This is a genomic window from Actinomadura logoneensis (genome assembly GCF_003428695.1).
Classification (GTDB): Bacteria; Actinomycetota; Actinomycetes; order Streptosporangiales; family Streptosporangiaceae; genus Spirillospora; species Spirillospora logoneensis.
This window is the reverse complement of the sequence record NZ_QURH01000310.1, coordinates 1-20,147: the sequence shown is the minus strand read 5'-3', so window position 1 is coordinate 20,147 and position 20,147 is coordinate 1. Positions and strand designations below refer to the sequence as shown.

Below are 20,147 nucleotides of genomic sequence, written 5' to 3'. Positions count from 1 at the left end.
GGCCGGGCGCGGCGGGCGCGGCGGCGGCCTCGAACCAGGTCGGCGGACGGGCGCCGAGCCCGGGCGGCGGGGCGGGCGGCGGACTCGCTGTCCGGTCGCGAAGGTCCCCTACGCTGGGGGTCGTGACTGCCAAGGCCCTCGCCATGCGCGCGCTGCGTGTCGTGCTGATACTGCTCGCGCTCGGTTTCTGCGGGTGGTCGCTGGCGTCGCAGTGGGACGACACCGTCCACGCGTTCGAGCAGCTCTCCTGGTACACGCTGCTCGGGGCGTTCGCGCTCGGGTACGCCGGGCTCGTGGCCTGGATGCTGGCCTGGCGGACGTTCCTCAGCGGCCTCGGCTCGGAGCTCCCGGTCCCGGCGGCCTACCGGATCGCCTTCGTCTCCGGGCTCGGCAAGTACGTCCCGGGCATGGTGTGGGTGCTGGTCTCGCAGGTCGAGATGGCCCGCGAGTACCACGTGCCGAGGGCGCGGAGCTTCTCCGCGACGGTGCTGGCGATCGCGACGTCCACGGCGTCCGGGCTGGCGGTCGCGGCGGTGACGCTCCCGCTGACGTCCCCGCAGGCGCGGGACCGCTACTGGTGGCTCTTCCTGCTCGCCCCGGTGCTGCTGGCGTGCCTCCACCCGAAGATCGTCGCGTGGGGGCTGAACCTGGCGCTGGGGATCGTGCGCCGGCCGCCGCTGGAGCACGCGGTGAGCGTGCCCGCCACGCTGCGCGCCGTGCTGTGGACGGTCGCCGGATGGCTGCTGTTCGGCGGCCACCTGTGGGTGCTGTCGGCGGCGGCGGGCGGGTCCGGCGCGGGCCTGCCGTTCCTGGCGACCGGCGCGTACTCGCTGGCGTTCGTCGCCGGGCTGCTGGTGTTCCTCGCGCCCGGCGGCCTCGGCGCGCGGGAGGCGGTCATGGTGCTGGTGCTGGCGCCGGTGCTCGCGCCGGGCGTGCCGATCGTGGTGGCGCTGGCGTCCCGGATGCTGCTGACGGCCGCCGACCTGGCCGGCGCGGGGTCGGCCCTGCTGCTCGGCCGCCGCGCCCGGAAAGAGCAGCGCGCTCAAAAAGACGACAGCGCCCGAAAAGACCACGACACCCGAAAAGATCCGCCCGCCGGGAATGAACCGGCCCCCGCCGACCTTTCCCCGAGTGCAGAGGCCCTCGGTCCGCAGGCACCCGGTCCGCAGGCCCCCCGTTCGCAGCCGACGGGCACCCGCCCCACCAAGGAGCAAGCATGAGCGCCCCCATCACCGTCACCGACGCGACCTTCGACGAGCTCGTCCTGAAGAGCGACACCCCGGTCCTGGTGGACTTCTGGGCGGACTGGTGCGGCCCGTGCAAGATGATCGCGCCGGTGCTGGACGCCATCGCGGCCGAGCAGGACGGCAAGATCACCATCGCGAAGATGGACTACGACCAGAACCCGCAGACGCCGAACAAGTTCGGCGTGCTCGGCCTGCCGACGCTGCTGCTGTTCAAGGACGGCGCGGTGGCCGAGCAGATCGTCGGCGCCAAGCCGAAGCGCGCGCTGCTCAAGACCCTGGAGCCGCACCTGGCGTAGCCGCGCCGGTCGTGCCGGACGCGCCGGTCACGCCCGCCGCACCGGTGAGCGTGGCGAGATAGACGTCCCACAGCGGGCCGTGGTCGGGAGCCTCGACCGCGGCCCGCAGCCGTTCCGGCTCCCCCGGCCGGTAGAAGCGCTTGATCGCGGCGGCGAGCGAGGCGACGTCGTCGGGGTCGGCGAGCAGCCCGTCCGCGCCGTCCCGGACCTGGTCGGGGAAGCCGCCCACGCGCGTCGCGATCACCGGGAGGCCGTGCTCGAACGCCATCCACACGTTCTGCGACGCGGTCGCCGCGCGGTACGGCAGGACCAGCGCGTCCGCCGCAGCGAACAGCCCCGGCACCTCCGCCGCCGGGACGTACCCGGGCCGCAGCTCGACCCGGTCCGCCAGCCCCAGCGACGCGACCAGCGCCTCGGTCTCCTCCAGCCCGCCCCAGAACTCGCCCGCGACGGTGAGCGAGACGTCCGGCGGGCCCTCGGCGAGCGCCCGCAGCAGCACGTCCAGCCCCTTGTACGGGCGGACGATCCCGAAGAACAGCAGCCGCTTGCGAACCCCGGCCTCGGCGGCCGCGTCCGCCGCCCCGGAAACCCCGGACACCCCGTCCGTGCCGGACGGGGTGGGCAGGTGCGCGGGCATCTCGGCCACCCGCACCGGACGCGCCGTCAGCGTCCGCGCCAACCGCGCCTGCTCCTCGGAGTGCACCAGCACGCCGGACACGCGGGTCAGCAGCGCCTTCATCAGCGGACGGTCGTACGGCCGCCGCTCGTGCGGCAGGACGTTGTGGCACAGCGCGACCACCGGCGTCCGCCGCCCGATCCCGGCGAGGATGCCCAGGTAGGCGGGCACCTGGACGGGGCTCAGCACGGCCAGCACCACCAGGTCGTGGCCGCGCAGCGACCGCCCGGCGCGCCACCAGCCGTCCGGACGCCGCCAGTCGAGCCGGCGGAGCGTGCCGGGGAACGGCTCGCCCTCCGGCTCGTCGATCGTCTGCTGCCCCGGGTACAGGAACCCGGGGTACTGCGCCCGCCACGACTCGACGACCACCTCGTGCCCGGCGGCGGCGAGGCGGTGCGCCAGCTCGGTGGTGTGGTGCGCGCCGCCGCCCTTGTACGGGAAGGCCGGCCCGACGACCGCGATCCGCATCCGGCTAGTCCCCCCGGGAGCGGACGATGAGGTCCGCGAGCAGCGCCATCGAGCCGATGATCAGCCCGGTGACGAAGATCAGGATGGTGTTGCTCGCGAAGTACCCGAAGTGCCGCACCATGTCGAAGACGCCCTTGGCCAGCCCGATGACGATCAGCCAGAGCGCCAGCGGCATCAGCACCTTGAGCGGGTTGAAGTACATCACCATGCGCAGCACCTGGAGGATGTACCGGTAGGCGTCCTTGACGAAGTGGAACTTCGAGGTGCCCGCGCGCTTGGCGTAGTCGATCGGCACGTACGCCACGTGGTGCTGGTTCGACAGGAACGCGATGGTGATCGTGGTGACGCAGGAGAACCCGGGCGGCAGCAGCCGCAGGTAGGGCAGCGACACCTCGCGGCGGAACGCGCGCAGCCCGGAGTTCAGGTCCGGGATGCGGGTGTTGGTGAGCCGCTCGGCGACCTTGCGGATGAACCACTTCGCCGGGACGCGCAGCAGCTTGTGGGTGCCCTCCTCGGACGTCCGCGCGCCCACGACCTGGTCGATCGAGGCGTCCTGGTCGAGCATGGCGACCAGCTCGGGGATGCGCTCGTTCGGGTAGGTCATGTCGGCGTCGGTCCACACGACGATGTCGCCGCGGGCCTGCTGGGTGCCGATCCGCCGGACGGTCCCGGACCCGCTGTTGTGCCGGAACGCGACGACCTTCATGCTCGGGAACCGCGGCGCGGCCTCACGCAGCCGGGCCAGGGTGTCGTCGGTGGAGCAGTCGTCCACGGCGAGCAGCTCGTAGGCCATGCCGCTGTTGTCCATGGCCTTGGTGATCCGCTCGACCTCGTCGAGCACGTGGTCCTGCTCGTTGTAGCAGGGCAGCACGATCGTCACGTGGACGGGCCGCTCGTCCTCAGCCTCGAACTCGGCCTCGAACTCGGGCGCCGCGTCCGGCCCGGCGTCCGGCTCGGCCACGGGAACGGTCTCGGTGACCACCGAGCCCACGGACGGGCCGACGGACGGGCCCACGGACGGAGCGGCGGTGTCGGGCGCGGCCTCGGAACCGGCCTCCGGCGCGGGGGCGGGCGCGGGTTCGGCCGCGGGTCCGGCGTCGGTCGTGGTCTCGGGGGCCGCGTCGGTCACCGGGGCCGCGTCCGGAGCGGGTTCCGGGACGCGCGTGGTCGTGGAGGCGGCGGGCTGGGTACTCACGCAGGGGGAGGATAGTCGGTCACGGCCGCAGGGGCTCGGTGATCCACACGTCGAGGTTCAGCGTCCAGGTGCCCTTCGGGGGCTTGACCAGGGTCCGCTCGTCCTGCCTGGTGCGCAGCGTCATGGCGTGCACCGGCTGCCCGTAGGGGGCCACCTCGCCCGCGCTCGCGCCCATCAGGACGGGCACGCGGCCCGCGTCGAAGACCTTGCCGGTGACCCGCCAGACGTCGGCGGGGGTGGCGTCCTGGGAGATCCGCGCGGACGGCAGCCCGCACATGCTCCGGATGACCTGGAGGAACTGGTCGGCGTAGTTCTGGTCGAGGATGACGACCGACCGTCCCGGCCCGATGCGGGCGCACAGGTCCCGGACGGCCGCGACCTCGTGCTGGTGCGTCCGGACCATCATGAACGGCGCCGACGACAGCCCGATCGGGACGCCGAGCACCGCGCACGACAGGAGCGCCGCGACGGCGGTCGGACGGCGCCCGTACCCGGTGCGGCGGATCCGGCGGACCAGCCACGCCGCGGCCCACACCGCGAGCAGCAGCAGCCCGGGGATCACGACCGCGATCAGCCGCCGCGCCGCCCATGGGTGGTCCGGGGTGATCCCCGGCCGGTACAGCACCAGGACGGTCGTCCAGACGACCACGCCGTACGGCAGCAGCCACTCGGGAGTGCGCCGCCGCAGCAGCCGCCGGACCAGCAGCGCCGCGCCGAACGCGGCGGCGAGCAGGGCGGGGACGCCGATGTACCAGACCACCCAGTGCATGGACAGCTCGGAGTACTGCCGGGTGCCGTCCAGCGGGAGGTGGTTGATCCGCTGGACCTCCTCGATGAAGTGCGCGTTCTGCGCGTCGTCGGGGTTGCCCGGCACCCGCCGGACGGTCTGGTACCAGGGCCGCGCGAGCAGCAGCGCGACGACGGCGAGGGTGAGCCAGGCGGCCAGCTCGGGGACCGGGCCGCGGGCGGTGGCGGCGGCCAGCGCGCGCAGCCGCGGCCCGGTGCGCTCCCACCGCAGCAGGACGACCATGACGGCGGTCAGCGCGACGAGGACGACCGTCAGCGCGAGCAGCGGGACCAGCGATCCGCGCAGGTAGACCAGGTAGGGCCGGGAGAGGAGGAAGCCCTCGGTGAGGCCGAGCGCGACCCCGGCGGTGAGGCCGAGCGCGAGCGGGAGGCCGGTGCGGCGGCGGCGCGCGATCAGCAGCCCGGTGAACACCACCACGGGCAGCACGTCGCGCAGCCCGTCGATCCGGACGAGCACGATCAGCCCGAGCATCCCGCCCGCGAGGAACGCCTTGGCCCGCGCGGACGACGGCATCAGCCGCCAGTACCGGCCGGGGCGGCGCGGCTCGTCCACGGCCTGGGCGCGCACGTCGTAGAGCATCGCGAGACCGCCGAACAGCAGCACCATCGCGGGCAGCTCGCTGTAGGTGGACCGCGAGACCCAGATCATCGGCAGCGTCAGCGCGAGCAGCAGCGCCCCGGCGGGGGCCCAGCGCGGCCCGACGAGCCGGGCGACCAGGCCGCCGAAGGCGAGCACGGCCGCCGCGCCGAGCAGCGGGGCCATCAGCAGCATCGCCCGGACGCCGCCGACCCAGCCGCCGAACGACAGCACCAGCGGCAGCCCGGCCATGAACTGCGGGTCGATGTCGTCGCCGACCTGGTAGAAGGCGAGGGAGCCGAAGCCGATCGCGCGGTCGCCGCCGCCGAACGCGGCCCGGTCCTGCGGGATCGGCAGCGAGCCGTGGTCGTTCAGCCAGAGCGCGAACTGCACGTAGGACGCGGGGTCGCGGCGCACGATGATCTGCTCGGAGCACATCGCGACCTGGACGGCGAGGAACGCCGCCGCCACGGCGAGCACGCCGAGCGACGACCAGCGCGGCACGGACCCGATCGGCCCGGGGGGCGGCTCGCCGCCTTCGCGCGGGGCGTCCCGGAGGCCGAGCCAGAGCACCACGGCCGCGACGGGCACGAACAGGGCGAACGCCGGGCCGAGGTCGAGGACGCCCCCGAGCAGCAACGGCGCGGACACCGTCAGCCACGCCACCAGCAGAAGGGCGGGTGCGACGGTGATGCGGGCGAGCAGCCGCCCCGCGCTCATCGGTGGTCTTTCCGGACGTCCATCGAAGCGGAGCGTATCGGCATCGCCCGGCGGGCGAAGCCGCGCGACACCGCAGGCCCCCGAGGTCAGCGGGATCCGGCGGCGAGGCCGTACGCTCCGTGGCATGACGGCTCCCAAGATCGCGACCGATCCCGCCGGTCTGCTCCGCGCTCGCGTGGAGTCCGACCCGTCCCGGCCCTTTGTCACTTATTACGACGACGCGCGCGGCGAGCGCGTGGAGCTCTCGGCGCGCGTGTTCGACAACTGGGTGGCGAAGACCGCCAACTTCCTGGTGGACGGCCTCGGCGCGCAGCCGGGCGACGACGTCGTCCTCGCGCTGCCCGAGCACTGGCAGACGCTGGTGTGGCTGATGGCGTCCTGGTCCGCCGGCCTGCACGTCCACCTGGCCGAGCCCGGCCCGGACGCGCCGGACGGTCTGGGCACGCCGGACGGTCCGGACACGCCGGACGGTCTGGACGCGCCGGACGGGCCTTACTTCCTGGCGGTCGCCGAGGAGGACCTCGCCCGGGTGGACGGCTCAGGGGCGGAGGAGGTCGTCGGGCTCTCGCTGCACGCGCTGGGCGGCCCGATGGCGGACGTCCCGCCGGGCGTCACCGACTACGCGGTGGAGGTCCGGGCCCACGGCGACCGGTTCCGGCCGGAGCGGTCCTACGCCGACGACCCGCTGCTGACTGTGACAAAGACCACATACACGGGGGCGGATCTGGTCGGCGAGGCCCGGAAGTCGGCCTCGGAGTGGGGCTTGGACGCGCGAGACCGCCTCTTGGTTCACGTGCCCCTCGCCACCTCCCAAGGGGTACTGATCACCCTGTTGGCACCGCTAGCCTCGGGATCTTCCGTCATAATCCAACGAAACTTTGACAAAGCGTCGCTAGATCGGCGACTGACCCTGGAGCATGTGACCGCAGTGGCCGGAGTACCGGCCGGAACCGCCGCACCGAATGCCGGATCCGGACCCGTTCGACGGCTCGGCTGACCTAGTCTCTGACTGATCCGCGACCCCCAGAGGGCGGGCCCGACCCCCATCACGGAGCCGATGAACGACAACCCCATGTACATGGAGTACGTCGACGACGCCGACTCACCGGAGCCGGCGCGCCGACGCGGCTGGCGCATCCTCGGCTGGGTGTGCATCGGCCTCTCGGCCGTCATGGTCGCCGGCTCTCTGACGATGTACGGCGTCTACCGCAAGATGTTCGGCAACATCGCGCACGAGGACACCAACGCCCTCGTCGGCCCCAACCGGCCGAAGAAGCTGAACAGCGCGATGAACATCCTGATGCTCGGGTCCGACAGCCGCGCGGGAGCGAACGCGGAGTACGGCCGCAGCATGAAGAACGAGCCGCCGCGGTCCGACACGATCATCCTGCTGCACCTGTCGCCGGGCGGCTCCGGGGCGTTCGGGGTCAGCTTCCCCCGCGACCTCATGGTGCCGATCCCGTCCTGCAAGAAGCCGAGCGGCGCCACCACCCCGGCGCAGAGCAAGGCGCAGATCAACTCGGCCTACACGCTCGCCGGGCCGTCCTGCACGGTCAAGACGATCGAGAGCCTGACGAACCTGCGGATCGACCACTTCATGGAGGTCAACTTCGTCGGGTTCAAGTCGATCACCAACGCGATCGGCGGCGTCCCGGTCTGCCTGCCCAAGCGGGTGGACGACCCCAAGTCGAAGCTGCACCTGTCCGCGGGCAAGCACACGATCAAGGGCGACCAGGCGCTCGCCTACGTCCGCGTGCGGCACGGCCTCGGCGACGGCTCGGACCTCGGCCGCATCAAGCGGCAGCAGAAGTTCATGGGCGCGCTCGCCAACAAGGCGTTGAGCGCGGGCGTGCTCAGCAACCCCGACAAGCTGCTGAAGCTGATCAACGCGGGCACCAAGTCGCTGAAGACCGACACCGATCTCACCGCGTCCACGATGATGAAGATCGGCACGGGCATGCAGGGCATGACGTCCGGCAAGCTCCGCTTCATCACCGTCCCGTGGGGCCCGGACCCGGCCGACCCGAACCGGGTCGTGCTGAGCCAGCCCAGCGCCGACAACTTCTTCAACGCGATGCGCAACGACCGCACGGTGCCGGCGGAGAAGAAGCCGGCCGCCGGCGGCGGCGCGCCGAAGATCCCGGCCTCCCAGGTGAAGGTCCGGGTCTACAACGCCAGCGGCATCGCCGGGCAGGCCGGACGCGTCGCCGGGGCGCTGCGCGAGCAGGGCTTCCAGGTCGAGGTCGGCGGCAACCGCACGCCGATCAGCTCGACGACCCGGATCCAGTACGGCCCCGGCGCCGACCAGCAGGCCAAGACCCTGGCCGCGCTGATGCCGAACGCGCCCGCCCCGTCCCCCGCGACGACCGGCGCGCTGTCCGGCATGGTCGACCTGGTCATCGGCACCAACTGGACGAGCACCTCCCTGAAGACCGGAAAGTCCGGCGGCCCGATCCCCAAGCAGCAGGGTGAGATCAAGGCCGACGACAACATCTGCGACGGCAACTAGCCGCCCACCCCGCGGAGGCCGGGGCCGTTCCCCGGCCCCGGCCCCGACCGGCCCCGAGCCGGGCCCCGGCCTCCGCGACAGCCGACGTCCCCAGCCCCCGCCAAGGACCCATGATCTACACCGGCACCCCTCCCGCGCCCCCGACCGCCGAGCGCCCCCGACGCCAGGCGGGCCCCCCGGGAGAAGTCCCGGCCCCGCCTCCGGTCACGGACGGGAACGTTCCACTCACTCCGAGCGACCGGCCCCGCAAGCAGCGCGACCCGTTCTTCGACAACGCCAAGTTCATGGCGATCCTGCTCGTCGTCATGGGCCACTGCCTGGCGCAGCTCGGCAACGTGCCGCTGGCCAAGACGCTGTACCTGGCCATCTACATGTTCCACATGCCGCTGTTCATCGTGATCACCGGCTACTTCTCCCGGAACTGGACGTTCTCGGCGGGCCGCACCCGCAAGCTGATCACGTCCGTGGGCGTGCCCTACGTGATCTTCCAGACCGCCTACACCGTGTTCGACTGGGCGGTCGGCCGGAACGAGCTCGAGATCGGCCTGCTCGACCCGTACTTCCTCACCTGGTTCCTGTGCGCGCTGTTCCTGTGGCGGCTGTCCACCCCGGTGTGGCAGCAGGTCCGCTGGCCGGTGGCGGTCGCCGTCGCGTTCTCGCTGCTGTCGTACATGAGCGACCTCGGCAGCACGCTCGACCTGCACCGGGTGATCGGGCTGCTGCCGTTCTACGTCCTCGGCCTGTCGCTGAAGCCCGAGCACTTCGAGTACCTGAAGAAGCCGGTCGCCCGGCCGATCGGGGCGGTCGTGCTGATGGGCGCGGTCGGCGTGGCCTGGTTCGCCCGGACGCGCATGAACCTGAGCTGGCTCTACTGGAAGAACCCGCACAGTGACTTCGGCGTCGACAACATCACCGGGTCGGTCATGCGACTGGCGATGATGGCGTGCGCCTTCGTCCTGATCGCGGCCTACCTGTCGCTCGTGCCGAGGCGGCGGATGTGGTTCACCAAACTGGGCGCGACCACGCTCTACGCCTATCTGCTGCACGGCTTGATCACCCGGTTCCTCGGGTACATGGGCTGGTGGGACGCGTCGTGGATGCACACGGTCCCCGGCGTGCTCGGCGTCCTGGTCGCGGCCTGCGCCGTGGGGACGTTCCTCTGCTCCAAGCCCGTCGTGCGGTGTTTCCGGTGGGCCATGGAACCGAAACTCGACTGGGCTTTCCGGAAAACAAGCGTCGGATAACCTGCACATTGCCGGATCCGAATCCGGGTCCGGCCTCCTCTTACCAGCCGTTGGAGTATCGTGTCACCGCTGTTGAGCGTCGTCGTGCCGTTCTACAACGTCGAGGCGTACCTGGAGCCCTGCCTGGAGTCGCTGGCCAGGCAGACGCTGAGCGACCTCGAAGTGATCATGGTGGACGACGGGTCGACCGACTCCAGCGCCACGATCGCCAAGAACTTCGCCGAGCGCGACGGCCGGTTCCGGCTCGTCCAGCAGCACAACCAGGGCCTGGGCCCGGCGCGCAACGCCGGTGTGCCCCACTCGTCCGGCAAGTACCTGGCGTTCGCCGACAGTGACGACATCATCCCCCGGTACGCCTACGAGCTGATGGTGGCGTCGCTGGAGGAGACCGGCTCCGACCTGGCCTGCGGCGGCGTCCGCCGGTTCGGCGTGAACGGGCTCACCCAGTCGCCGATGCACCGCAAGATCTTCCAGATCGACCGCAAGGCGACCCACGTCCGCGAGTTCCCCGAGCTGCTGAACGACCGCACCGCGTGGAACAAGGTCTTCCGCCGCGCCTTCTGGGACCGGCACGCGTTCGCCTTCCCGGCCGGCCTCTACGAGGACATCCCGGTCACGATCCCCGCGCACGTCCTGGCGAACAAGGTCGACGTGCTGCACGAGCCGGTGTACCACTGGCGCATCCGCGAGTCCGGCGCGCGCTCGATCACCCAGCGCCGCACCGAGCCCGGCAACCTCGCCGACCGGATGCGCTCGGTCACCTCGGCGTCGGACTTCCTGAGCAGGAAGGCCCCCGACCTCAAGGAGCGCTACGACGCCTTCGCGCTCGCCGACGACATCCGGATCTTCGTCAACGTGGTCGACCAGGGCGACGAGCAGTACCGCGACACCTTCCTCGACCTGGTCAACGCCGTCCTGGACAAGATGGACCCGGCGGTCTACGAGAAGCTGCCCGCGATCGACCGGTTGAAGTTCCACGCCGTCCGGCAGCGGCTGATGCCCGAGCTCGTGGAGATCGTCTCGTTCGCCAAGAGCCACCCGGACCGCGGCAGCGCCATCCAGCGCCCGGGCCACCCCGGCAAGTGGTACGGCGAGTACCCCTTCCTCGGCGACCCGCGCTTCCCCGACCACCTCTACGAGCTGCGGGACGAGCTGGAGCTCAAGACCGGCGTCGACGAGATCGTCTGGCGGGACGGACGGCTGCGGATCGAGGGCCACGCCTACATCAACCGGCTGCACGCCCCGGACGTGTCCGACTCGAAGATCGAGATCGAGATGCGCCGCCGGCGCCTGCTGGTGATGTCCAAGACGCTGCACCCGAAGGTCGAGCGCGTCCGCCGTCCCGACGTCACGGCCGAGAGCAAGCAGGCCACCGCCGACCTCTCCTGGTCCGGCTTCGCGTTCGAGGTGACCCCGGAGCAGCTCGGCTCCGGCGAGGGCACCTGGCACATCTACGTCACCGTCACCACCCACGGCGTCAGCCGGCACGGCCGCCTCAGCGGCCCGAAGGGCGCCGGCCTGTGGCCGCCGCTGCACGAGACCTCGCCCGGACGGCTGATCAAGCCCAAGTACAGCCAGGCCGGCGAACTGCTCATCGGCGTCCAGTCCGTCCGCGCCAAGGTCACCTCGATCGCGGTGGAGGGCGAGAAGGTCCATTTGACCGGCTGGGTCCGGCGCGAGGACGCGGCCTGCGTGACCAACGGCCACGTCGAGATCGCGCTGCGGCAGGGCATGGTCAAGGTCAAGCAGCCCGTCCGCAAGACCGGCACCGGCGAGGGCGGCCGGGTCGAGTTCGCCGCCGAGCTGGACATCGCCCAGCTCGCCGCGCAGACCGAGGCGGGCGACGCCGCCGAGACCGGCGACAGCATCGACTGGGACGTCTCGGTCCGCACCAAGGGCACCAAGGTGCGCCTCGCGGTCGAGGCCGACCTGGTCGACCTGCGGGTCAACGTGGCCGGCCGCGAGTACGACGTCATCTCCACCAAGTACGGCAACCTCACCCTGGTCGAGCGCGCGCCGCGGCTCGTGGTGACCGGCACCCGCTGGCTGGACGGCAGCACGATCGAGCTCACCGGCTCCAGCGCCGACGAGCTCGCCCGGCCCGACCGGCTGGTCATGCGGATGCGCCGCTCCACGCTGACGCACGAGGTCCCGCTGACCTGGGAGGGCCAGCGGTTCACCGCGCTGCTCGACGGCCGCACCGGCGGACTGCCGCTGGCCAGCGGCCGGTGGGACCTGTACGCCCCCGGCGAGCGCGGCGACCTCACCGTCGGCATCGACCGGGCCGCGCGCCGCGAGCTGCCCGAGCCCCGCTTCGTCGGGATGCACGAGCTGGCCCTCAAGGGCCACCGGGGCGACCTGCTGCACCTGTTCGTGCGGCGGGCGCTCTCCGACGACGAGCGCGGCCCGTACGCCCAGCGCCGGATGCAGCGCGCCCTGTACGGCCCGGAGAACACCGCGCCGATCCGCGACCTGGTCGTGTTCGAGAGCTACTTCGGCAAGCAGTACTCCGACAACCCGCAGGCGATCTACGAGGAGATGGTCCGCCGCGACCTGCCCTTCGAGTACGCCTGGGGCAGCAACGACGGCCAGTTCACCGTCCCCGTCGGCGACGCCCGCACGGTGCTGCGCGGCTCGCGGGACTACCACGAGCTGGTCGCCTCGTCCCGGTTCATCATCGACAACTGCCTCAAGCCGTCCGGCTTCGCCAAGCGGCCCGGGCAGGTGTACGTCCAGACCTGGCACGGCACCCCGTACAAGCACATCGCCTACGACCTGGTGCGCAACGGCCGGATCGCGAGCAACACCACCAAGCTCAGCCGGTACGAGGAGGACGTCCCGCTCTGGGACCTGCTGATCTCCCCCAGCCCGCACGTCACCGACATGCTGCGCCGCGCGTTCCGGTACGAGGGCGAGGTGCTGGAGGTCGGCTACCCGCGCAACGACATGCTGTTCGCCCCGGACCGCGAGGAGCGCGCCCGCCGCGTCCGGGACCGGCTCGGCATCCCGCACGACCGCCCGGTCGCGCTGTACGTGCCGACCTGGCGCGAGGACATCTGGCTGACCGGCGGCCGGACCGCCGAGCTGGTGCTGCCCGCCGACCAGGTGGCCGCGGCGCTCGGCGACTCGTGGTCGCTGCTCGTCCGGCAGCACCACATGGTCGCCGACCGGACCGTCGGGATCGGCACCGGCGTGGTGGACGTCACCCGCTACCCCGACATCTCCGAGCTGTACCTGATCGCGGACGCGGTGATCACCGACTACTCGTCGGTGATGTTCGACTACGCCGCGACCGGCAGGCCGCTGCTGTTCTACGTCCCCGACCTGGACTTCTACCAGGACGAGCTGCGCGGAACCTACTTCGACCTGACCGCCGAGGCGCCCGGTCCGCTGCTGCGCGAGCCGGACGAGGTCGTGGCGGCGCTGCGCGACATCGACGCGACCACCCGGCACTACGCCCCCTCGTACGCGGCGTTCCGGGAGAAGTACTGCGCGATGGACGACGGTCACGCGTCCGCCCGCGTGGTGGACCACCTGCTGTCGCTCGGCTGACCGTCCGCGCCGGCCCGCCGGGGACGACCGCCCCGGCGGGACCGCCATACTGATCATGGCGGCCGCCCGTCATGACGCTCCTCGCGGCCCCGGACCGTCCGGCCCGGGGCCGTGGCACGACCGGGGGGCCGACGCCCCGCTCTCGCGGAACCGTGCGCCTGCTCCCGGGTGCCTGTTCCCGAGTGCCGGTTCCGGGCGCCGGAGCGTGCGGGCGATTGTCCCGGACGCCCGAATGATCACTTCCCGGTGACGACTGGGCGACTTCGCGGAGTCCCCAGCGTGGTGGGCCGGTAGCATCAGGTGGCGCGGGGTTGCGACGTTTTTCCGAGGCACGGGGACCGGCCTCGGTCCATTTTCTCGAAAGGACAGGCTCTCCATGGCGAACTTCACGCTCGATGACGTTCGGCAACGGACGTACAAAGCGCGTGACGCATGGTGGACGGTCTTGCTGGTCGATCCGCTCGCCTCGCGACTGGTCAAGTTCACGGCCAACAAGACCAACATCACTCCCAACCAGCTCACCGTCGGCGCGCTGATCCTCGGGCTCGGCGCGGGCGGCTGCTTCGCCGTGGGCACCTGGCCGATGCTCCTGGTCGGTGCGCTGCTCTACCACCTGTCGTTCACGCTCGACTGCATGGACGGCAAGATCGCGAGGCTCAAGGGCACCGGTTCGATCTTCGGCGCCTGGCTGGACTACATCTTCGACCGGGTCCGCGTGCTGGCCTGCGCGATCGCCCTGATGGGCGGCGCGTACGCCCGCACCGGCAACGTCGCCTACGTGTGGACCGCGGTCGCCGTGGTGTTCCTGGACATGCTCCGGTACATGGACGCCCTGGAGATCTACAAGGTCCGCTCCCAGATGCGCAACAAGCTGCGCGACCTGGGCGCGCAGGCCGCGACCCTGGAGGCCGCCGCCCGCGTCGCGCGCGGCGAGACCCCGGCGGGCGTCGGCGCGGGCGTGGACGCCGAGCTGTCGTCGGCCGAGCGGGCGCTCGGCAACGACCCCGAGGCCGACATGGAGGACCGGGTCGTCGGCGACAACCCGAACATCGCGCTGCAGGCCGAGTTCAACAAGAAGTTCCCCTGGTACGCGCGGATCCGCGACGCCCTGCTGCGCGGCCGGATCCGCCCGCACCTGATCTCCGGCATCGAGTTCCAGATGGGCGTGTTCATCGTCGCCCCGCTGGTCGCCGCGCTCATCCCCGGCGCGATCATCCCGGTGGTCGTGCTCTCCGGCATCGGCATGATGGCCTTCGAGCTGGTGATCATCTACAAGTTCTGGCTCTCCAGCCGGACCTACACCAAGTCGCTCGGCAAGCTGGAGCGGCGCGTCGAGGAGGCCCGGGCGCAGGTCCCGCAGGAGGAGCTGGAGCGCCTCTCGCTCGCCTGACCTCCCCCTCGGGTCCTTCCGGACCTACCCGGACCTTCTCCGGACGGTTCCGTCTTCCGGACGCCCTCGGCCGATCACCGGCCGGGGGCGTCCGCCCTTTCCGGGTCCTTCTCCCCGTCCGCGCCCGTAGGATCCCGGGATGAGTGACGATGAGTGGGAGCGCATGATCCGGTCGGCGAAGCAGGGCGAGCCCGGCCCCTGGTCGTGTCCGGAGTGCGACGAGTACGCCGTCAAGGCGGGTGAGCGGTTCACGCAGCGCCGCGTGGTGGAGTACACGCTGATGTGCCTCGCCTGCGGAGCGAAGGTCGTCGCGCCTGCCTGACCTCCTCGACCGCGCAGGGCGAGGAGCGGCGGCTTCAGAGCCGTGTCACCCCGGCGTGGTGCCCGGGGTAGACGTTCTCGGCGGTCGCCGCGCCCTTCTCGGACTCGGATGCGCCGCCCTTCCCGTCCTTCCCGTCCTTTTCGTCCTTCCCGTCGGCCTCGGGCTTCCCGTCCGTCTCGGGCTCCTCCGGAGCCGGGCCCGTCCGTCTCGGGCTCCTCCGGAGCCGGGGTCTCGGCCTCCGCGTCCGCCGGTTCCCCGGCCGGGACGTCCTCCACGTCCTCGACGGATTCGGGCACTTCGGCGGGTTCGGGTACTTCGGCAACTTCAGGGGCTTCGCCAGACTTGGCGGCTTCGGCGGGTTCGGATGCTTCGGCCTCGGATGCTTCGGCGGGTTCGGTGACTTCGGCTGCTTCTGGGGCTTCGGCCGATTCTGGGGCTTCGGCCGATTCGGGGGCTTCGGCGGGGGCCGCGGCGGGCTCGCGGCGCGGCTCGCGGGCCAGGGCGTATCCGGCGGCCAGGCAGGCGAACGGCGCGGACGGCAGGACGTACCGGTAGTCGAAGTCGGCGGTCGCGGCCGGGACGACCAGCAGCGCGAGCCCGACGCCGAACGGCAGCAGGACGCCCCCGCCGAACCGCCGGACGCGGACCACCACCCCGACCAGCCCGGCGCCCAGCAGGATGCCGAGGAACGTGCCCGGCATGAAGTAGTGGCTCTGGTAGTCCCGCATGAAGCCGGCATACGGCTCGACGACGCGGGGCTCGGCCGTCCGGCCGCCGTAGTCGTAGGCGGCCATGGCGTTCCAGGTGCGCAGGGCGCCGCCCACGGGGAACTCGTACTCCTCGACGGTCCCGGGGTTCGGGTAGTCCACGCGCTTCCAGGCGAACGCACGCCAGGTGTCGTGCCAGACGGTGGCCGCGTAGTCGCCGGGCTGCTTGCGGATGGCCTCCATGGCGAACCGGCCGGCCGCCGCGTTCGTGCGCGGGTCGTCCATCTGCCAGGGCATCTGGTTGAACGGCGAGTCGGACGTCCACATGGCCTGGAAGGCGGCGGCGACCTCCGGATCGCGGATCACCTTGTCCTGGCAGAAGATCCGCAGCTCCGGCTCGGGATTGATCTTGAGGCAGTCGGCGAAGCCCGCGACCCGGCCGTAGAGGAAGACCTTGTCGGTCGTGGTGAACGACCACTGGCCGTAGAAGGAGTGGAACCAGAACAGGTAGCCGAGCAGCGGGACGACGCCCGCGACGCCCGCCGCCGTGACCGTCCGCCAGCCCGCCCGGCGCACGGCCAGGCAGAACACCAGGACGATCAGCATCGGCAGCCCGACCGACCGGACGTCGGCGGACGCGCCGACGAGGAACCCGGCCAGCGCCCCGGCCCACCAGGGCGTCCTGCGCCACCACAGGGCGACGGTGATCCCGCAGGCGAGCAGGAACGTGAACGGGACGTCCGACATGAGCATGTGCTCGAGCTCGATCTGGTAGGCGTCGTACAGCACCGGGAGGGCCAGCACCGACGCGACCGCGCCGGGCACCCAGAACCACAGTCGGGGCCACGCCCGCCGCAGTGCCCGGTGCAGCAGCGCGTAGACCATCACGCCGAGCAGGACGCCCATGGCGTGCTGCATCACCAGCACGCCGGTGAACCCGCCGAACGGCCGGACGCCCGCCAGCAGCAGCGAGTACCCGGACGGCCGGAGCGTCGAGGGCCGCAGCTCCAGGGCGCCCGTCACGTACGTGCGGGAATCGCCGAACCACAGCACGGACCGGTAGCCGAGCACCGCGACGACCCGCAGCGCGACCGCGCCCGCGACCACGACGAGGAAGACCGCGTGCGCCGCGAGGAACCCGCCTGCCGATCTCAGCCGGGGCAGGCCCGGCCGGAGGCTCCGGAGCCGGTCGCTTCCCGGGCTGGAGGGGCGGGCGGCATCGAGGGTGGTCCCGTCGGACAAACCGGCTCCGTGGGGCTAGGCGGGGTGTGCGGGATGCGGCGGCCCCACGCCGTCAGGGGGGGATTCGGCCGCCACGTCGAAGGATAGTGCCGTCCGTCGGTTGATCATCAGGATCGGCGCGCGGCCGTGCGGGTGATCCAGTCCGTGAGCGCGGTGGCGCGCGCGCCGGTGTCGCCGCCGTCGTCGCCCGCGTCCCAGTCCACGGCCGCGTCCACGTCGTCGCCGAGTCCGTCCAGCCCGGCCGCGAGGGTGCCGACGACGGTGATCGGGACGTCGCCGCCGCCGGTGTCCGCCCGCAGCCACCAGTGCCTGGCCCGGTCGGGGTTGCGCTGGCGGACGAAGTCCATGGCGTTGCGCAGCGGGGTGTCGCCCTTGGGCGCGACGGCCACGTCGGCGGCCCTCCGCTTCCCGGCGTGGTCGACGAAGTCGTCGAAGCTGACCGAGACGCGGCCGTGCATCCAGCCGATCCAGGGGTTCCGCTTCAGGTAGAGCGCCCGGTCGTCCTCGGGGAGCCTCCGCAGGTACCGGGCGCCGGACGGCTCGATGTACCGCGTGAGCACGAGCTTCCGGTCGAAGTCGAGATCGGCCTTGTCGAGCGCGGTGACCGGTGAGGACGCGGCGACGGCGTAGACGAGGTCGGTGGCCTCGGCGGCGCCCAGCCGCCTCAGGTCGTCGTCGTACTGCCCGCGTCCGGCGGACGCGCCGAGCAACGTCGCGAGCCCTCCCCCGGGACCGGTGCCCGCCGCGACGATCCGGTCGGTGTCCCCGGGTAGCTTCCCTTGGTTGTGCCGGAGGTACCGGACGGCGGCCTTGAGGTCCACGATCCCGTTCCAGGACCCGTCCCGCACTCCGGTGGTCACCACGACGAGCCCGGCGGCCAGCGCGGCCCGGTGCGCGGCGGTCGAGGCGGCGCCGCTGCCCGTGCTGTCCACCATGATCGGCGCCTCGGCGGAGTCGACGGGCCGTCCGTCGATCCGCACGGGCACCTGGACGCTCAGGGTCTGGCGCTTGCGGTCCACGGGACGGGCCACGTAGGAGAGCCCCGGGTAGACGCGGTACCGGACGTTCTTCCGGGCCTTGCCGACCTTCACGGACGCGTCCTCGACCTTGAAGCCGCCGTCCCTGAACGCCAGCGGGTCGGCCCCGTTCGTGTCACCGCAGCCGACGAGCCATGCGGCCCCCGTCGCCAGCACGATCCCGAGAAGCGCGCGACGACCCATCACGTTCTTGCTCCTTCCCAAACCCGCCGCCATCTCACTCCTCTCTGCCCACAGGGAAGGCAAAGACGCGCCCGTGCGCGCATTCGCGATCAGCGAGTTGAGACGACGGCGTGACCTGAGGCCGGACGGCACGGGAGGCGGCTGGCGGGCGCAGAGAAAAGCGAAGCGGACGCGACAGGGCCCGCCCCGCCGCGCGTGCGGCGACGGGACGGGCCTTGTCGCGGCCTCCGGTGAGGCCGGGAAGCCTTACTTGGCGGCGGACACCGACTCGAAGAGCGCCTCCCAGGCGTCGGCGATCGGCTCGGGGCCGTACTCGGCGGCCTTCTTGAGCGCGGCCTCGGAGAAGTCGCGGCGCAGGTCCTCGTCCTCGATGAGGCGGACGATGCCCTCGGCGAGGGCCGGGACGTCGCGCTCGGGGACCAGCAGGCCGTCCACGCCGTCGGTGACGAGCTCGCGCGGGCCGACCGGGCAGGCGAAGCTGACCACGGGCACGGCGCAGTTCATGGCCTCCAGGAGCACCATGCCGAAGCCCTCGGACTTGGAGCTCATCGCGAAGACCGAGCCCTTGGCGAGCTCGTCGTCGAGCCGCTGGGTGGAGCCCATGAGGAAGACGTGGTTGTACAGGTGCCGGTCGAGGATCATCCTGCGCAGCTTGGCCTCGTCCGGGCCGTCGCCGTGGATGCGGAGCGTCCAGTCGGGATGGGTCTCGACGACCTTCTCGAACGCCTCGATCAGCATGTCGAAGCCCTTGTTGCCGTCGAGCCGCCCGGCGCTGACGACCTGCGGCCGGGACAGGTCGCTGTGCGGCGCGTCCAGGGTGTGCAGGGCGTTGGGGATGCGCTCGACCCGCAGCTCCGGGAACTCGGCCGAGTAGGCGACGCGGTCGCTCTCGGTGAGGGTGACCAGGGCGTCCATCTGGGTCAGCATGCCGTGGTACGCCTTGCGCCACTCGGCGTTGTGGTAGTCGAAGTTGGTGTGCTCCTGGACGATCCGCACCAGCGAGGGGTCGGTGTAGCGCTCCACGAACAGGTCGATGGACGGCTTGGTCGTGACGACGATCCGGTTCTCGACGGTGGGCAGGTAGCGGATCAGCGCGTTGAGGCGGCGGCGCTGCTCCGGCTGCGCCGACACGCCCGCCGGGAAGGACCCGTGCCAGGACGTGTCCTCGGCGCCGTCGAACCCGTCCCAGTCGACGGGCTCGTCCTCGCGGCTGTCGACCATCGGGATGATCCGGACCCGGTCGTCCAGCGGGAACGGCGTCTCGTCGTGGTAGCGCAGCAGCGAGATGATCTCGACGTCGTGGCCCCGCTCCACCATGCGGTTCGCCTGGTTGATCACCGTGCGGACGGTGCCGCCGATGCCGAAGGCGTTGAACAGGACGTAGGTCAGCTTCATCCGGAGCCCCTTCACTCGGCGGAGCCGCGCCGGGCGCAGCGGACGGACAGGTGGTCGCCGTCGGTGTAGTAGGGCAGGACGGCGACGCCGGCCTCGGTCTGCTCCGGGAAGTTGACGATCTTCTTCTTGCCGGGCATGTCGTCCAGGTGCCGGCCGACCCGCAGCGCCAGCCTCCGGCCGCCGCGCGCCGAGACCAGGTGCAGGTCCCAGTGCTCGCGGGGCAGGGCGTCGCGGACGGCCAGGTCGCGGACGGGCACGACGGCCTCGAAGTGCGCGCCGTCGGTGGCGACCGGGAGGTACAGCCGGGGCGGGGTGCGCTCGGCGGAGCGGGTCACGCTGCGCTTGAGGCGGTTCACGAGCCGCTCGGTGACCGACGGGACGGGGGCCTTGCGGCGCTCGCGGGAGGTGAGCCGCAGCGTCCACGGCTCGTCCACGGGGGCCTCGTCGGGCGCCCCGCCGGAGACGATCGTGCCGAGGATGCGGATGTGGCCGTCGCGCGGCCAGACCTGGCCGATCTCCGCGTGCGCCCCCGCGGGCCGCTCCGCGCCGGCGCCGGCTCGCGCACCGGCCCCCGCGTCCG

14 protein-coding genes are annotated in these 20,147 nt (G+C 71.9%); 7 read left to right on the top strand and 7 right to left on the bottom strand.

Annotation, left to right across the window (positions count from 1 at the left end; translation table 11 throughout):
- The first annotated feature begins 122 nt into the window (after positions 1-122).
- Both DZF91_RS19060 and trxA read left to right on the top strand, forming a co-directional pair.
- The gene (locus DZF91_RS19060) at positions 123-1,220 is read left to right on the top strand and encodes a lysylphosphatidylglycerol synthase transmembrane domain-containing protein (protein ID WP_235834409.1); all 1,098 of its coding nucleotides are present in this window, start codon (positions 123-125) and stop codon (positions 1,218-1,220) included.
- The gene (trxA, locus tag DZF91_RS19055) at positions 1,217-1,543 is read left to right on the top strand and encodes a thioredoxin (RefSeq protein ID WP_117358806.1); all 327 of its coding nucleotides are present in this window, start codon (positions 1,217-1,219) and stop codon (positions 1,541-1,543) included. Before DZF91_RS19060 ends, trxA begins: the two co-directional genes overlap by 4 nt.
- Here trxA and DZF91_RS19050 read toward each other — a convergent pair.
- The 3 genes from DZF91_RS19050 to DZF91_RS19040 all read right to left on the bottom strand — a co-directional run bounded on the left by DZF91_RS19050 (position 1,515) and on the right by DZF91_RS19040 (position 5,986).
- On the bottom strand, positions 1,515-2,687 hold the full coding sequence (locus tag DZF91_RS19050; protein ID WP_117358805.1) for a glycosyltransferase family 4 protein: 1,173 nt from the start codon (positions 2,685-2,687) through the stop codon (positions 1,515-1,517). The two genes, trxA and DZF91_RS19050, sit on opposite strands and share 29 nt — an antisense overlap.
- Positions 2,688-2,691: 4 nt before the next feature.
- Positions 2,692-3,567, bottom strand: coding sequence for a glycosyltransferase family 2 protein (locus DZF91_RS19045; RefSeq protein ID WP_235834410.1), 876 nt, complete (start codon positions 3,565-3,567; stop codon positions 2,692-2,694).
- Between the two features lie 334 nt (positions 3,568-3,901).
- A complete protein-coding gene (locus DZF91_RS19040) occupies positions 3,902-5,986 on the bottom strand; it encodes a hypothetical protein (protein WP_117358804.1) in 2,085 nt (694 codons plus the stop codon).
- Positions 5,987-6,110: 124 nt separating this feature from the next.
- On the opposite strand from DZF91_RS19040, the gene DZF91_RS19035 reads away from it, so the two are divergent.
- The 5 genes from DZF91_RS19035 (at position 6,111) to DZF91_RS19015 (ending at position 14,681) form a co-directional block, all read left to right on the top strand.
- On the top strand, positions 6,111-6,983 hold the full coding sequence (locus DZF91_RS19035; protein ID WP_117358803.1) for a TIGR03089 family protein: 873 nt from the start codon (positions 6,111-6,113) through the stop codon (positions 6,981-6,983).
- Between the two features lie 60 nt (positions 6,984-7,043).
- Positions 7,044-8,495: an LCP family protein gene (locus DZF91_RS19030; protein WP_117358802.1), complete on the top strand. Its 1,452-nt coding sequence runs from the start codon at positions 7,044-7,046 to the stop codon at positions 8,493-8,495.
- A 110-nt stretch (positions 8,496-8,605) separates the two neighbouring features.
- The gene (locus tag DZF91_RS19025; RefSeq protein WP_117358801.1) at positions 8,606-9,739 is read left to right on the top strand and encodes an acyltransferase family protein; all 1,134 of its coding nucleotides are present in this window, start codon (positions 8,606-8,608) and stop codon (positions 9,737-9,739) included.
- Between the two features lie 72 nt (positions 9,740-9,811).
- On the top strand, positions 9,812-13,291 hold the full coding sequence (locus DZF91_RS19020; protein ID WP_147341217.1) for a bifunctional glycosyltransferase/CDP-glycerol:glycerophosphate glycerophosphotransferase: 3,480 nt from the start codon (positions 9,812-9,814) through the stop codon (positions 13,289-13,291).
- Positions 13,292-13,736: 445 nt separating this feature from the next.
- Positions 13,737-14,681: a CDP-alcohol phosphatidyltransferase family protein gene (locus tag DZF91_RS19015; protein ID WP_328589190.1), complete on the top strand. Its 945-nt coding sequence runs from the start codon at positions 13,737-13,739 to the stop codon at positions 14,679-14,681.
- 24 nt (positions 14,682-14,705) lie between these two features.
- On the opposite strand, the gene DZF91_RS39900 is transcribed toward DZF91_RS19015, so the two are convergent.
- The 4 genes from DZF91_RS39900 to DZF91_RS39895 all read right to left on the bottom strand — a co-directional run.
- Positions 14,706-16,952 carry a glycosyltransferase family 87 protein gene (locus DZF91_RS39900; RefSeq protein ID WP_158587980.1) on the bottom strand — a complete coding sequence of 749 codons (2,247 nt, stop codon included), beginning with the start codon at positions 16,950-16,952 and terminating at the stop codon, positions 14,706-14,708.
- Between the two features lie 107 nt (positions 16,953-17,059).
- Positions 17,060-18,172 carry an alpha/beta hydrolase family protein gene (locus DZF91_RS19000; protein ID WP_117358798.1) on the bottom strand — a complete coding sequence of 371 codons (1,113 nt, stop codon included), beginning with the start codon at positions 18,170-18,172 and terminating at the stop codon, positions 17,060-17,062.
- 246 nt (positions 18,173-18,418) lie between these two features.
- The gene (locus DZF91_RS18995) at positions 18,419-19,567 is read right to left on the bottom strand and encodes a glycosyltransferase family 4 protein (RefSeq protein WP_117358797.1); all 1,149 of its coding nucleotides are present in this window, start codon (positions 19,565-19,567) and stop codon (positions 18,419-18,421) included.
- A gap of 11 nt (positions 19,568-19,578) precedes the next feature.
- The coding region (locus DZF91_RS39895) for a hypothetical protein (RefSeq protein ID WP_117358796.1) at positions 19,579-20,147 on the bottom strand (569 nt) is incomplete at its 5' end.